Consider the following 14,289-nt stretch of genomic DNA (forward strand, 5'->3'; position numbering starts at 1 on the left):
CAGCCTCGTCCAGCTGCGCCCGCGTGAGTACGGCGCGGATCTCGAGCGCGAGGTCCGCGAGCGGGTTCTCCCCGGCCGGTGAGCGGTCGATCGCGCACACGACGGTCTCGACGATCGCGCCCGCGTCCCGCAGGGCGTTGGTCGCGTCGCGCACGGCACCACCGGTCGTGATGACGTCCTCGATCAGGGTCACCCGGCGACCGGACACGTCCGGGCCCTCGGCGAGCTTGCAGGTGCCGTACTCCTTGGCCTTCTTGCGCACGAACAGCGCCGCCGTGCCGGTCTTCGCGCTCACCATCGTGGCGATCGGGATGCCGCCCATCTCGAGGCCGCCGAGCAGCTCGGTGTCGGACGGGAGCAGGTCGAGCATCTGCGTCGCGACCCGGTCGAGGAGCACCGGGTCGGCCTCGAAGAGGTACTTGTCGAAGTAGGTGTCGGCGACCTGGCCCGAGCGGAGGGTGAACTCCCCCGTCAGTCGGCAGAGCGCGTTGATGTCGGCCGCGAGGGTGGCGTCAGTGGTCATGGGGGCATCCTCCCGCACGTCACGGAAGTGCCCAAGACAGGGGATCCGTCGGCCGCCCGCTCGGAGTAGCGTCAAAAATCGGTCGGACGTCGCGGGTCTCTCAAAGGAGCGTCACAACATGAGCACCTCCATCGATGCCCTGCGCGAGCAGGTGCGGGCTCAGATCATCACGGCCGACGACTCGGCGTACGACGATGCGCGAGCCGTGCACAACGGCATGTTCGACCGCAAACCCCTCGCCATCCTTCGGGCCGAACAGGTGGCCGACGTCGTGGCCGGCGTCAACTACGCCCGCGACGCCGGCGTCGAGCTGGCGGTTCGCGGCGGGGGTCACAGCGCGCCGGGCTTCGGTAGCACCGACGGCGGACTGGTCATCGACCTGTCGGGCATGCGCGGCGTCCACGTCGATCCGCGAGCGCTCACCGCACGAGCGGGAGGCGGTGCCACGTGGGGCGACTACAACTACGCGACCCACGCCTACGGGCTCGCCAGCACGGGCGGCATCGTCTCGACCACCGGTGTCGGTGGACTGACGCTCAACGGCGGGATCGGCTACCTCACCCGCGGGCAGGGCTTGTCGATCGACTGCCTGGCCTCGGCCGAGGTCGTGACGGCGGACGGACAGGTCCGGACCGCGAGCGCCGAGGAGAACCCCGACCTCTTCTGGGCGATCCGGGGCGGGGGCGGCAACTTCGGGGTCGTCACGTCGTTCGAGTTCAACGTGCAACCGGTCAAGGATGCTTACGTCGGGCTCTTCTTCTATGAGCTGGAGCATGCCGGCGACCTGCTGCGATTCTTCCGCGACTGGATCCAGGATGCGCCACGCGAGTACGGCGCGTTCCCGGCCTTCCAGGTGGCGCCTCCGCTGCCCTTCGTCCCGGAGGACCGCCACGGCGACACGTTCTGCGTCGCCGTCGTGCATTGGACCGGACCGATGGACGAGGGCGAGAAGGCCATGCAGCCCTTCCGCGACCTGGCGCCGCGCGTGGCCGAGATGTGCGATGTCTGGCCCTATCCGCAGCTGAACGGCGCGTTCGACGGGCTCTTCCCCAAGGGGATCCGCAGCTACTGGAAGGGCGCCTACGTGATGGAGCTGACCGATGAGGCGATCGAGGCGCACCTGGCCCACGGACCGCACGCTCCCGACGCGAGCTCGACGATGCACCTCTATCCGATCAACGGCGCCGCTCACGACCCGAGTCCGAGCGACACCGCGTTCGCCTACCGCAGCGCGACGTACGCCGCCGTGATCCTGTCCGCGTGGCAGGACCCCGCCCTCGACGTGGAGCGTCGCCAGTGGGTCCGCGACTACTACGACGCGATCTCACCCCACAGCGAGCGCGGCGGCTACCTCGGCTTCATGGCCGAGGACGACGCCGACAAGGTCGAGGACAACTTCGCGGGCAACTACCCGCGGCTGACCGAGGTCAAGCGTGCCTACGACCCCGACAACCTGTTCCGGCTCAACCAGAACATCGTGCCCTGAGTGGAGTCCATGACCAGGTCGTAGGGTCGCGTGCATGAACTCATCCCGGCTCGCACGCCGGCTCGACGGCATCCCGCCGACGGTCTTCTCCGAGATGTCCGCGCTGGCTGCCCGGACGGGGGCGATCAACCTCGGCCAGGGGTTCCCCGACGTCGACGGTCCGCCGTCGGTGATCGCGTCCGCGGTGGCGGCGCTGCAGAGCGGCGCCAACCAATATGCCCCCGGCATCGGCGTGCCCGCGCTGCGCCAGGCGATCGCCCGGCACCAGCAGCGCCACTACGGACTCGAGCTCGATCCCGACCGCGAGGTCGTCGTCACGACCGGCTGCACCGAGGGCATCGCGGCCGCCCTGCTCGGGCTGATCGATCCCGGTGACGAGGTCGTCGTCCTGGAGCCCTACTACGACAGCTACCTCGCCATGATCGAGATGTGCGGCGCCGTACGCCGACCGGTGACGCTGCGAGCGCCGGAGTTCCGCCTCGACGCCGACGCCCTGCGTGCGGCGGTCGGGCCCCGGACGCGCGCGATCCTGCTCAACAGCCCGCACAACCCGACCGGCACCGTGCTGACCCGCGCCGAGCTGCAGGCCGTCGCTGACGTCGCGATCGAGCGCGACCTGGTGGTCATCACCGACGAGGTCTACGAGCACCTCGTCTTCGACTCCCACGAGCACGTGCCGCTCGCGACGCTGCCGGGGATGTGGGAGCGCACGCTGACGCTGTCGAGCGCCGGCAAGAGCTATTCGTTCACCGGCTGGAAGGTCGGCTGGGCGACGGGGCCGGCCTCGCTCGTGGGGGCCGTGCTGGCGGCGAAGCAGTGGCTGACGTTCACCTCCGGCTCGCCGCTGCAGCCCGCGGTCGCGCACGCGCTGGACCACGAGCCCGACTGGCCGACCGCGCTCGCCCGCTCGCTGCAGGACCGTCGCGACCTCCTCGTCGCCGGCCTCGCCGACGCCGGGCTGGTGGCGCGGGTGCCGGAGGGGACCTACTTCGCGACCACCGACATCAGCCACCTCGGCTGGGAGGACGGCCGCTCCTTCTGCCTCGCGCTGCCTGAGCGGGCCGGCGTCGTGGCGATCCCCAACCAGGCGTTCTACGACGACCAGGACGCAGGACGGCACATGGTGCGCTGGGCCTTCTGCAAGGAGCCCGACCTCATTGCCGAGGGCGTACGGCGACTGGCGGCCGCCGACCTGACGCGCTGATCAGGTCGTCAGCGCGGCTCGAGCCAGGCCCGCACCTCGGGCCGGCGCAGACAGCTCACCGTCGTCAGCGCGGCGAGGGCCGGGATGAGCGCGACCGGTGATCCGAGCGCCGCGACGATGCAGAAGACGGCGCACAGGGCGGAGCTGATCAGCAGGCCCTTCGCGGCCCAGGCGCGACGGCGCGCGGTGAGCACGGCCAGCACGACGGCGAGACCGGACCACAGGGTCGCCAGCCCGCCGGAGACGAAGGCCGTCGTGAGCAGCAGGGACTCGCTGACGCCCTGCTCCTCGAGGTCGGGGTTCTGCCGGCGCAGCTCCTCGAGCACGAGGTCGGACTGGGTCGCGAGCAGCGCCAGGCTGACCAGCGTCAGCACCAGCACGATGCCGGCCACCACGACCGTGAGGACGAACGCGACCTTCACCGGGTCGGGACGCTGGTCGGGCGCCGGGGCGCCGACGGACCAGCCGGTGGACGACGACGTCGGGGGCAGCTCGGGCCGGGCGGTCCCGGTGGGCGCCTGCTCCGCCCGCAGCGGCTTCGCCGGCTCCGGGATCGGCTTGCCGGCCAGCCACTCGCGCGACGGCGAGAACCACAGCATCCCGGCCGCGATCGCGACCACCGACGACATGAAGCCGCCGGCGACGAGGCCGGTCAGGAAGATGGGCACCGCGAGCAGCGACAGGACCAAGCGCGCTTGCCGGCTGCCCTGGAGCACCTGCCAGCCGAGCGCGACGGCGGCCACGGAGCAGACCGCCGCGATCATCGCGAGGACGTGCAGGACCTGGATCATCGACTCGACCGAGAGGTCGAGGCCGGAGCCCGGCGCGTCGGCGAGGAACTTCTCGATCGACTCGCGGGTCTCGATCGAGCGCAGCCGCGAGACGGTGTCCCAGACGGACAGCACGACGAAGCTCGAGGCCAGCATCACCATCACGCCGGCCATGGTGGTCTGGCGCGGGCGGGGCGCGGTCGTCGTACTCACCCGCTCATTCCACCATCGAGGTGGTTAGGCACTGACGGGGACCAGCCTGCTCGGCCCCATCAGCCCCTCCTTGCGGGCCACGACAGCGGCCAGGGCGATGGTCGCGGCGGCAGCCAGCAGGTTGATCGCGAGCATGGAGACGCTCTTGACCAGCACGAACGTCTCGAGCGACTGCGACTGCAGCAGCCACAGCGTCATCGACGCCTTGGTGAAGCCGAGCACCGCCCACATCGCGGTGAGCTGCCAGAAGAGCCGACGCACCCGCGGCCGCGCGGCCAGCTCGTGGTCCATCGGATAGAAGTCGCCCGCGAGCCGAGCCACCATCGGGCGCGCGCTGGCGAGCGAGAGCAGGAAGAGCGCCGCCACGGCCCCGTCGCTGATGACGGGTTGGAGGAAGTAGAGCCAGGTGCTGTCCGCTGCGATCGAGAGCGCCGTGCGGCCCGTCAAGAGGATGGCCGTCAGGATCAGCAGCCCGGACGTACGCCGACGGGTCACTGCGCGCCAGGCGATGGCGCCGTACGACCAGACGAGCGCAGCGATGATCGCCGTCCACACGCCGGCCAGCACGAAGACGCCGTAGAAGACGACGGCCGGGATGACGACCGCGATCAGCAGGCTGAGCGAGACGCGGTGGATGACTGCCGCCAGGGTGGGGCGGTGGGTGTCATGAGCTGCCAAGGGGGAGAGCCAATCCTGCCGGTTCGGGGGCACCGGGCGTTGCGGGGTGTGTCGCCGTGAAATGACGACATCAATCAGCGTCAGGGGGTTCCTCGGCCCTTCCACCGTACGTCGTGATGCGTCTGCGGTCCTGATTTCCGCCATTCGAGCGGCCAGAGGCGCCGACGCGGGTCAGCGGACTTCCGTGTGGAAGTTCGGCGGCCCGTTCGGGCCATCTTTGGGTGTTCGGCCTCGCGAAGTGCCTGCGGTCCATACCACTAGAGGGGCGTGGACCCCTTCTGGGGACTGCGAACCCCCAAGGAGCAACACATGAGCAAGCACACGATGAACCACGGCACCAGGTCCAGCAGCCGTCGGAGCAAGGTGTTGGGCGTCACCGTGGCGCTGGTCGCCATCGGCGGCACCGCCTTCGCGTACTGGACCACGACCGGCACGGGCGTGGGCTCGGCTGACACCGGCACCACCGCCGCGGTGACTGTCATCCAGACGAGCTCCGTGACCGACCTGGCGCCCGGGTCGGGAACACAACCACTGAGCGGCACCATCCTCAACCCCAACAGCGGGCCGGTGTACGTCACCAAGATCGTCGCTGTGGTGACCGCCGTGAACGATGCCGCGGGTGACCCGATCGCCGGGTGTGGCGCCGGCGACTACACCATCGCCGGCACCGGAGCCGTGGGTGCTGATGTTCCTGCCGATGACACGGGGTCGTGGGGCAATCTGACGATTGCGTTCAACAACACGACCGCGAACCAGGATGCCTGCAAGAACGGTCAGGTCGTGATCGGCTACACCGCCAGCTGATCGTTCCGGGTAGGGGCGGCACTGTCGCGTCCCTACCCGGCTCCTGATTGATCCGAGCCTGAGGAATCCTTCGAGATGCCAAGCACCGCCCTGAACGGCCCGGCGCACCGCGCTGGTCCTCGTCATGCGGTGGTGCGCGATCCCCGGCGCCCCAGTGCCGCCAGCGTGGTGTTCACCCTGCTGGTCACGCTGGTGCTTGCCCTCGCGGCAGCACCCGCGGGCGCAAGCTGGACCAGTGGTGGGTCGGGAAGCGGTACTGCCGCGACCGGCACCCTCGCTCCTCCGGTGAACGTGACGACACCTGCAACCGCGATCGCGGACGTGGATGTCTCCTGGACCGCCGGCTCCGGTGGCGTGGCGCCTGAGGGCTACTTCGTCGCCCGCCACAAGGCGGCCGTGGCCAACAGCCCCGCCACGGTCGAACCTGCCTGCGCAGGTGGCCCCACCGCGTTGGTGTCGGGGCTCAGCTGCACCGATACCGGGGTGGCTGACGGGGACTACACCTACGTCGTCTTCGCGGCCTTCGCCTCCTGGACCGCCCGGAGCTCACCCAGCGATCCGGTGCACGTCACCAACGTCGCCGGCCTCGCCTTCACCGCCGCCCCCCACGACGTCACTGTCGGAGCAACGATGACACCGGCGGTCACGGTGGCCCTGCGCAACGCCGCGGGCGAGCCCATCACCGGCGCCGGAGTCCCGGTGACCCTCACGATCGGCACCAACCCCTCCGGCGGCGTCCTGGGCGGCGACACGACGCGCGGCACCGACGCCGGCGGTCAGGTTTCCTTCGGCGACCTCTCCATCGACCGACCCGGTGCCGGGTACACCCTGGTCGCCAGCAGCCCCGGACTGGCCCCGGCGGTGAGTGCGGAGTTCGCCGTCGTTGCCGCACCGCTCCTCGGCGACGCCGGGAAGTACTCGGTGCTGGCCGGAACCGCCATCGTCAGCACGGGACTGACGTCGATCAGCGGCGACATCGGTGTCAGCCCCGCGACGGCGATCTCGGGACTGGGCCCGGACAACGTCGGCGGACAGATCCACGCCGGCGACGCCGACGCGGCCCAGGCGCAGGACGCGATGTCGCTGGCCTCCGCCGAGCTGGCCGCGCTCCCCTTCCCCGCACAGAACGAGCTGGTGGGAGACCTCGGCGGTCGTACCCTGACCGCTGGCGTCTACCACAGCACCGCAGCCCTCGCGCTCACCGGAATCCTGATCCTCGACGCGCAACACAACCCGGGCGCGACCTTCATCTTCCAGGCGGACGCGGCGTTCAACACCGCCGCCGCCGCTCGCATCGTGCTGACCAACGGCGCGAAGGCCTCGAACATCTTCTGGGTCGTCACCGGCGCCACCGGCGCAGGCGCGGCCTCATACCTGGCAGGGACCATCCTCGGCCGAGGGGCGATCACGCTTGGTGCCGGCACCGAGCTCATCGGACGCGCCCTCTCCAAGGGCACCGTCACCTTGTCGAGCAACAGCATCCGGTTCACCGCCGGCCTCCCGCCCACGATGACCATCACCGGTGGCGCCATCGCTCTCACCAAGGACAGCACACCGACCATCTCCGGCACCACCAGCGCACCCGCCGCGAGTCCGGTCACGGTGAGCGTCACCGGACAGACCCTGTCCACGGTCGTCGCCGCAGACGGCAGCTGGACCGTCACCACCGCGACCCTCACCGCGGGCGTCCACAACATCACTGCGAAGGTCCGGGCACCCAGCGGCGACGGTGCCACCGCCCGCCAGGCCCTCACGCTGGAGGTCAACCCACCACCGGTGTTGCTCGGCACGGCCAGCTCGTTCTCCGTGCTGGGCACCACGGGCGTGGTCAGCACGGGTGTCACCCACCTCAGCGGCGACCTGGGCGTCAGCCCCTCCACCTCCGTGACCGGATTCGGACCCCTTCAAGGGGGCACCCTGGACGGCGACATCCACGCGGGTGACGCCGCCGCAGCGTCGGCCCGCGCCGCTCTGGTCACCGCCCTCGATGACGCGTCCACCCGCACCCCGCACACCGAGATCGCCGGCGACCTGGGTGGCCGCACCTTCCACGTCGGCGTGCACCACATCACCGCGGCACTGGCCCTGACCGGGACCGTGATCCTCGACGGTGAGGGAGACCCCAACGCGGTGTTCATCTTCCAGACCGACGCGGCGTTCAACACCGCAGCAGGCAGCACGGTCCTCCTGGCCGGCGGCGCGCAGGCGGCCAACGTCTTCTGGATCGTCAATGGAGCCGCAGGCACGGGCGCGCTTTCGTCGCTGTCAGGCTCGATCCTTGCCCGAGGCGCCATCACCCTTGGCGCGGGCGCCACGGTCAGAGGCCGGGCACTCTCGCTCGGCACCGTCACCCTGGCGTCGAACAGGTTGTCCGGGGTCATGCCATGACGTGCGAACCCCCACAGGCCAGTGGCCTCAGCACCAACGCCGGTCTGCTCCTGGCCGTCACGATCGCCTGCCTCGTCGCTGGCGCCGCCGTCGTGCTGCTCGCCCGACGTGGGCACAGCGTCCCAGCATCACTCGGGGGGCTCCTGCTGCTGGGCGCGGGGTCTGCAGCGATCGTCCTCGGCTGGCAAGCACCGGGACCGCCCGAGGAGTCGGGCTGCACGTCGTCCACCCCCGACATCACCGTCACCCAGACCTCGTCCATGGTGGGACTCGCCCCCGGGGTCGCGCCGGTCCCCGTGACCGGAAGGCTGGTGAACCGCAGTCACGAGAGCGCCCACATCACCACCGTCGACGTGCGGATCACCTCCGTCGCCTCCCGGCACCTCTCATCGTCCGGCGTGTGCACTGCCAGCGACTACCAGCTGATCCACCCCCGGATGCCAGTCCGACTGAACCTCAGCCCGGGATCGAGCACGCCGTTCGCCGGGTCATTCATCGGTTTCGCGAACAAGCCCAGCAATCAGGACGCTTGTCAGGGAGCAGTCGTCCACCTGCTCTACACCGTCAACCGCGACTGACACAGTGCGAGGCCGAGGTTCCGGCTACGACGGCGAGCGATCTCCGCGCCGGACCCGGTATCGAAGGTGAGTCGCCTCTCGACCCTCGATCGTGCGGACGTGCTCGAGCTCGACGCGATCGCCGTCGAGGGACTCGAACAGCCTTCGGCCTCCTCCGAGCAGGACGGGCACGAGGTGGATCTCCAGCTCGTCGAGCTCGCCCGCTGCGAGCAGCGACTGCGCCGCGCTGGCTCCGTGCACCATCACCGCGCGACCACCGGCTGCTCGTCGCGCCTGGGCGGCGCAGGCGGCGACGTCGTCGAAGTACGTCACCAGGTCCGGCCGATCGTCATCTTCGTCAACGCCATGGGTCAGGACATGGATCGGTACGCCGTCGTGATGATCACCGCCCCATCGGCCGGCGAGCTCGTAGGTTCGACGACCGGAGATCAGCGCTCCGGTCGCAAGCGCCTCGGCGTACACCTGGCCGTTCGGACCGGAAGCCAGCCGGTCGTCGAGCCAGTTGAACAGCCGCCCGCCATTGCGGCCGAGCTCCTGCCCGGCGCGGTCGTCGGGTCCCGCGATGAAGCCGTCCAGCGACATCGACATGTAGAGCCTGATCGGCGCCGCCGGGGATGCCTCTTCGGCTGGCGAGATCTGATCGTTGATCTTCGGTGTCCGCATCATCGTCTCCTTGGTCGTGACGCCGCTCCCGCGAGCAGCCTTCACGATGGCTACGAACAGCGCGACCTCGATACGACAACGACGAGTCATTTCTGATTGCGCATCTCGCGGCGAAACGACGAGCGAAGCTCAACCAGCCGGCAGCCGGTCGACGAGCCCGAGCACAGCACCCGGACCCTCGACATGCGCGTTGTGCCCCAGCCCAGGCAGCGTGACGGGATCCGGGACCAGCGCCGCGAGGTCAGCGTCGGAAACCATCACGTCGTGCTCACCGCGCGCCAGCACGACCGGACACCGGGCGCCTGCGAGCAGACCGGTCATGTCCGGCACGCCCACCCCGAACGTCGCCTGGTCCTGCGCGACCCGCCACCCGTCGTCGACAGCGACGACGCCCGGTGCGACGGACGATGAGTCAGGCGAGACCAGGTCTGAGAGACCGGCCAGGCGCAGATAGCGCCCTACCGCCTCGTCCCGCGTCGCGAACACCTGCACCGGCCGAGCAGCCACCCGCTCCGCACCGGCCACATCGGACGGTGGCCAGCTCACCTTCACCCCGAACGCCACGACACCGCGCACGCGCGGATCAGTTGCCAGCTCCAGCGCCACGACGCCGCCCATGGAGTGGCCGACGACGACGACCTCCCGTGACGGGGGCAGCACGTCGAGCACGGCGTCGGCATGGCTGCGGAACGTGTACGGCGCATCCCACGCGGAGCGACCGTGCCCGGGCAGGTCCACGACCAGCCACCCACCGGGCCAGCGCGACGGAAGCAGGGCGCAGGCATCGGCGTACACCTCGGCTGTGGCGCCGAGCCCGTGCAACATCACCAGCAGCGGGCCGTCGTCGCGACCGCAGGTTCGGGACCAGATCACGCCGTCACGCTAGCGGCATCACGCACTGTCCACCGGGCGTTCACGCACACCCGGAGGCGCGCTTCACCGAGGTGCGAGAGCAAGGAGGCATGACTCTTCTTCGCCTCTCCATCGCAGCCTGCGCCGCCGCCGTCCTGGCCCTTCCCGCTCCGTCCGTCGCCGCCGACGGCCAGGCCAAGCCGGCATCGACCAGCTTCGCGGTCATCGGTGACGTGCCGTACGGCGCCGCGCAGATCGAGGCCTTCCCGGGCTGGATCGACCGGATCAACGAGCAGGCCGGCCTCGACCTGGCCTTCCACGTCGGTGACATCAAGAACGGCTCGTCCCCGTGCACCGACGCCTACAGCGCGATGATCCGCGAGCAGTTCGACCGCTTCGAGATGCCGCTTCTCTACACCCCCGGCGACAACGAGTGGACCGACTGCCACCGGACTGCGGCCGGCGCCTACAACCCGCTCGAGCGCCTCACTGCCCTGCGCGCGGCGTTCTTCGAGACGCCCGGCCTCACCCTCGGCGACCCGCTCAAGGTCGACAGCCAGGCCGACCTCGGCTTCCCCGAGAACCAGAGCCTGCGCACCGCCGGGGTCGAGCTGGCGACCCTGCACGTCGTCGGCAGCAACAACGACCGCGCCCCCTGGACCGGCATCGGCCTCACCGCCCCGACCAGCGAGCAGCTCGCCGAGGAGAGCGCCCGGATGGCGGCCGCGATCGACCTCGTCGAGGAGACCTTCGCCCGCGCCCGCCGGACCGACGCCCGCGCCGTCGCGCTCTTCCAGCAGGCCGACATGTTCGACCCCGGCTATCAGCCGGGCTGGGACCTCAGCGCCTTCCAGCCGCTGGTCCAGGCGCTCGTCGACGAGGCGTCGACCTTCGACGGCGAGGTCTATCTCTTCGACGGCGACAGCCACGTCTACAACACCGACCGGCCGCTCGCGACCGGCTCGCGCTGGCTCGCCATCCACGGCGTGCAGGGCAGCGCCGACAACCTCACCCGCGTCACCGTCGACGGGGAGGCCAACAACACCAACTTCCTGCAGGTCACGCTCACCCGGCCGGGCGCCGGCGACGTGCTGACGTGGGAGCGCGTGCCCTACGACTCGTAGGTCAGACCCTCCTCAGCCGCGGAGGACCTTCTCCATCGCCTTGCCCATGGCGAGCTCGTCGACGAGCTTGTCGAGGTAGCGGATCTTCTGCATCAGCGGGTCGTCGATCTCCTCGACCCGGTGACCGCAGATCACGCCGGTGATCAGCCCGGCGTTCGGGTTGAGCCGCGCCTCGGCGAAGAAGTCCTCGAAGGTCGTCTCCGCGGTGAGGTGGTCGCGCAGCGCGGCGTCGTCGAAGCCGGTCAGCCACTCGATGACCTGGTCGAGCTCAGCTTGTGTGCGGCCCTTCTTCTCGACCTTCGCCACGTAGTGGGGATAGACCGACGCGAAGCTGATGGTGAAGATGCGGCTCACGATCACGAGCCTACGAGGGTGAGCCGCACCTCGCAGGTGTCACCTGCGTGCAGGTCGTTGGCGAGCCTCACCGGCTTCTTCATCGGCAGCACGAACGTCCCCGCCTTCGAGTCCGGGAAGAGCGAGGTCCGCCAGGTCGAGCGCCCGACCGTCACCTCGACGCGGACGCTCCCGAACCCTCCGCGCGGCCCCGCCTCGAAGGCCACGTCCTCGGCGACGTCGGCGGGCAGCGTGAGGAAGTGCCGCGACCCCGGCTCGTCGGGAGAGTGCTCCCAGACCTGCGCATGGAAGACGTGGTCGCTCATGCGCAGATCGTCGCACCGACCACCGACGTCAGCCCGCCGCCAGCTCCGAGAGCCATCCCCGGCGAACGCTGGCCCTCGGCACAGTTGCTCGCGCTCGCGGCCCGAAGGTCATTGCTGGTCTAGCCAACAAGGTAAAGGTCCGGGCGATCCGCGACGCCCGCCCGCCAGCAGGAACACGCTGGAGGCTCTCGAAGCCACCCAAGGGGATGGTGCAGGAAATCATGACCATCGGAGCAGAACGGTCCAACGCCGCGCAGCAGCTCGACCGAGCAGACCGCGCCCTCGACGGCCGTCCGATCGCCGCTGACGCGGACTCCTCGCTCACGACTCTCGTTCGGCAGTGGGTGAAGACGTCGGAGGCCGTCGAGCGGCAGGCGGTGGCGCCTCTCGTGCCCCGCCCTGCACTGCCCCGACGTCATCGACAGCCGCAAGCTCGGTCCTCCCGACGACTGGCCGTGCTGATCGACGCGGCGTCCACGACGGCGGACTACGCGGATGCCCTGTTCGCCGTGCTCGCGGACCACGGGACGGTCAGCGTCTGTCGCGCGTACGCCGACTGGACGGCCCCGGAGGCGGGCGACTGGTGGTCCGCGCCGCTGCGCCAGCACGGGATCCAGCCGCACCACCACTTCGGCCACGACGGTGACCAGCGTGGGCTGGTCGCACTCACCGTCGACGCCATGGACCTCGCACGCGAATCGGCCGTGGACACGGTGGTGATCGTCGGCGACCTGACGTCGATGCACCCGCTCGTGGCACGGCTCAACGCGACGGGGTTGAAGGTCCTGGCCTTCGGCACGACGGACACCCCCGACGACGTGAGGGCGCTCAGCCATGAGTTTGTCGACCTGACATCGATGGCCACTCCCGGCTCAGGCAGGCACCGCGCATAACCGACCAGACGCCGCACCGAACACCGACGTCAGCCCGCCGCCAGCTCTGCGAGCCGCGCCAGCGCCGGTTTCGTGTGTACGCCGAGGCGCTCGCGCGCGTCGTCCAGAGCCGCCGACGCCGGGTAGCCGGGCGGGATGCGGGCCGGGTTGAGCGCGACCCCGTCGGCCCACGCCTTGATGTCCGGCTCGGCCGAGAAGCCCATCGTGGACCGGGTGCCGACGACGTTCATCAGCGCCCAGGAGTCCATCGTGTCGGGGTACGGCGAGGGCGGGGCCAGCCTGTTCTTCACGTCGTCGTCGGTCCGGGTCGCCTCGACGTAGCCGATGAGGGCGGCCCCGAAGCAGGGGAAGCCGGCCCGGACCGGCTGCAGGGTGATGTCCTCCGGGCGCCACACCGGCAGCAGGCCGGGGTACTTCAGCCCGTCCGCGGCGCAGTGCACGACCAGGGCGTCGTCGGCGATCCCGACCGCGCCATCGGCGAAGACGAGCTTGCCCCGCTCGACGGCGTCGATGTGCCCGCGCCGTACGACGTCCTCCAGGCTCCGCAGCTGCCCGAGCTCCCACGTCGCGAGCGTCGGCGCCTTCGCCATGCTCGGCATGACGGACCTGTCGATGCGCAGCATCACCTCGGCGTCCTCGAGGCGGAGGAAGAAGTCCTCGAGCGAGCCGGCCGACGCACCGGCCTGCATCACGTCGGCCGCCATGGACAGGAAGACCGCCGGGTCCGGCTGGACCCTCGCCCGGTTGAGCATCCACGGCTCACGCGGGCGCACCCAGCAGATCGCATCGGGGTCGACGCCGCGCGCGAGCAGCCAGATGCAGGCGTCGGTGGCGGTCTTGCCGGAGCCGGCGACGACGTACTGGCTCGGTGTCTCCTCCAGCCGTGCGAGGGCGTTGACCGGCAGCACGCGAGCACCGTCACCGACCCCGAACGGCGCCGGCACCTCCGCCGGGATGCTGGGCGCGAGGTGGTGGGCGTTGACGATCCGGCACGACGCCGGTACCTCCCACCGCTCGCCGGAGATGCGCGAGGTGATCGTGCGGTCGACGACCTCGCTGTTGGGCAGGAAGGAGACCTGCCCCGTCCGCACCATCCGGTCGAGCATCCGCGCGTAGTAGGCCGTGATCTCCGACTGGGTCGCGCGCTCCTGCAGCCCCTCCTCGGGTCCGCTCTCCTGCACCCGGCCGCCACCGAGCAGGGTCGAGGGCACGCCGTACAACGCGGAGGCCTGGTGCAGCCGGACGAACGGATAGGCCTCCAGCCAGTGCCCGCCGACACCGTGGCGGCGATCGACCAGCACCACCGTGGCGTCGGAGTGGTCGATCAGCGCGTCGGTGAACGCCATGCCCATGGCGCCCGCGCCCACCACGAGGTAGTCGGCCGCCAGAGTGCGAGTCATGCGTCCACGGTGGCACTCGACGAGCGCCACCGCCACGCTCCATTTGGGTAGTCC

At 70.3% G+C, this 14,289-nt stretch carries 15 protein-coding genes; 7 read left to right on the forward strand and 8 right to left on the reverse strand.

Annotated features, from left to right (window positions below; translation table 11 throughout):
• Positions 1 to 523: orotate phosphoribosyltransferase (pyrE, locus tag CF8_RS16645; RefSeq protein WP_036491297.1), on the reverse strand; the 523-nt coding region annotated here is incomplete at its 3' end.
• Between the two features lie 118 nt (positions 524 to 641).
• Here pyrE and CF8_RS16650 point away from each other — a divergent pair.
• On the forward strand, positions 642 to 2,009 hold the full coding sequence (locus tag CF8_RS16650; protein ID WP_010834263.1) for an FAD-binding oxidoreductase: 1,368 nt from the start codon (positions 642 to 644) through the stop codon (positions 2,007 to 2,009).
• Positions 2,010 to 2,043: 34 nt separating this feature from the next.
• Positions 2,044 to 3,213, forward strand: a complete 1,170-nt coding sequence (locus CF8_RS16655; RefSeq protein WP_010834264.1) for a pyridoxal phosphate-dependent aminotransferase — start codon at positions 2,044 to 2,046, stop codon at positions 3,211 to 3,213.
• A gap of 8 nt (positions 3,214 to 3,221) precedes the next feature.
• Here CF8_RS16655 and CF8_RS16660 read toward each other — a convergent pair whose 3' ends face one another.
• Positions 3,222 to 4,196, reverse strand: a complete 975-nt coding sequence (locus CF8_RS16660) for a hypothetical protein (RefSeq protein WP_010834265.1) — start codon at positions 4,194 to 4,196, stop codon at positions 3,222 to 3,224.
• Between the two features lie 24 nt (positions 4,197 to 4,220).
• Complete coding sequence (locus CF8_RS16665; protein ID WP_010834266.1) at positions 4,221 to 4,874, reverse strand: VC0807 family protein; 654 nt, start codon at positions 4,872 to 4,874, stop codon at positions 4,221 to 4,223.
• Positions 4,875 to 5,183: 309 nt separating this feature from the next.
• On the opposite strand from CF8_RS16665, the gene CF8_RS21140 reads away from it, so the two are divergent.
• From CF8_RS21140 to CF8_RS16685, 3 genes are all read left to right on the forward strand, one after another.
• Positions 5,184 to 5,678 carry a hypothetical protein gene (locus CF8_RS21140; RefSeq protein ID WP_010834267.1) on the forward strand — a complete coding sequence of 165 codons (495 nt, stop codon included), beginning with the start codon at positions 5,184 to 5,186 and terminating at the stop codon, positions 5,676 to 5,678.
• Positions 5,679 to 5,969: 291 nt separating this feature from the next.
• The gene (locus CF8_RS21145) at positions 5,970 to 8,066 is read left to right on the forward strand and encodes an ice-binding family protein (protein ID WP_198016870.1); all 2,097 of its coding nucleotides are present in this window, start codon (positions 5,970 to 5,972) and stop codon (positions 8,064 to 8,066) included.
• On the forward strand, positions 8,063 to 8,644 hold the full coding sequence (locus CF8_RS16685) for a hypothetical protein (RefSeq protein ID WP_010834269.1): 582 nt from the start codon (positions 8,063 to 8,065) through the stop codon (positions 8,642 to 8,644). The genes CF8_RS21145 and CF8_RS16685 overlap by 4 nt, the downstream gene beginning before the upstream one ends.
• A gap of 24 nt (positions 8,645 to 8,668) precedes the next feature.
• On the opposite strand, the gene CF8_RS16690 is transcribed toward CF8_RS16685, so the two are convergent.
• Positions 8,669 to 9,397, reverse strand: coding sequence for a dihydrofolate reductase family protein (locus CF8_RS16690; protein ID WP_010834270.1), 729 nt, complete (start codon positions 9,395 to 9,397; stop codon positions 8,669 to 8,671).
• A gap of 39 nt (positions 9,398 to 9,436) precedes the next feature.
• Positions 9,437 to 10,180, reverse strand: a complete 744-nt coding sequence (locus tag CF8_RS16695) for an alpha/beta fold hydrolase (protein WP_010834271.1) — start codon at positions 10,178 to 10,180, stop codon at positions 9,437 to 9,439.
• 89 nt (positions 10,181 to 10,269) lie between these two features.
• Between CF8_RS16695 and CF8_RS16700 the strand changes: the two genes are divergently transcribed.
• On the forward strand, positions 10,270 to 11,283 hold the full coding sequence (locus CF8_RS16700) for a metallophosphoesterase (protein ID WP_036491301.1): 1,014 nt from the start codon (positions 10,270 to 10,272) through the stop codon (positions 11,281 to 11,283).
• 12 nt (positions 11,284 to 11,295) lie between these two features.
• On the opposite strand, the gene CF8_RS16705 is transcribed toward CF8_RS16700, so the two are convergent.
• Positions 11,296 to 11,637, reverse strand: a complete 342-nt coding sequence (locus CF8_RS16705) for a DUF2200 domain-containing protein (RefSeq protein ID WP_036493440.1) — start codon at positions 11,635 to 11,637, stop codon at positions 11,296 to 11,298.
• A 2-nt stretch (positions 11,638 to 11,639) separates the two neighbouring features.
• Positions 11,640 to 11,942: a DUF1905 domain-containing protein gene (locus tag CF8_RS16710; RefSeq protein ID WP_010834274.1), complete on the reverse strand. Its 303-nt coding sequence runs from the start codon at positions 11,940 to 11,942 to the stop codon at positions 11,640 to 11,642.
• Positions 11,943 to 12,163: 221 nt separating this feature from the next.
• On the opposite strand from CF8_RS16710, the gene CF8_RS21150 reads away from it, so the two are divergent.
• Positions 12,164 to 12,835, forward strand: a complete 672-nt coding sequence (locus CF8_RS21150) for an NYN domain-containing protein (RefSeq protein WP_157953164.1) — start codon at positions 12,164 to 12,166, stop codon at positions 12,833 to 12,835.
• Between the two features lie 29 nt (positions 12,836 to 12,864).
• Here the strand turns inward: CF8_RS21150 and CF8_RS16720 are convergent, their stop codons facing one another.
• Positions 12,865 to 14,235: an NAD(P)-binding protein gene (locus tag CF8_RS16720; protein ID WP_036493446.1), complete on the reverse strand. Its 1,371-nt coding sequence runs from the start codon at positions 14,233 to 14,235 to the stop codon at positions 12,865 to 12,867.
• Between the last annotated feature and the right edge of the window lie 54 nt (positions 14,236 to 14,289).

Origin of the sequence: Nocardioides sp. CF8, assembly GCF_000389985.1 — a bacterium.
Classification (GTDB): Bacteria; Actinomycetota; Actinomycetes; order Propionibacteriales; family Nocardioidaceae; genus Nocardioides; species Nocardioides allogilvus.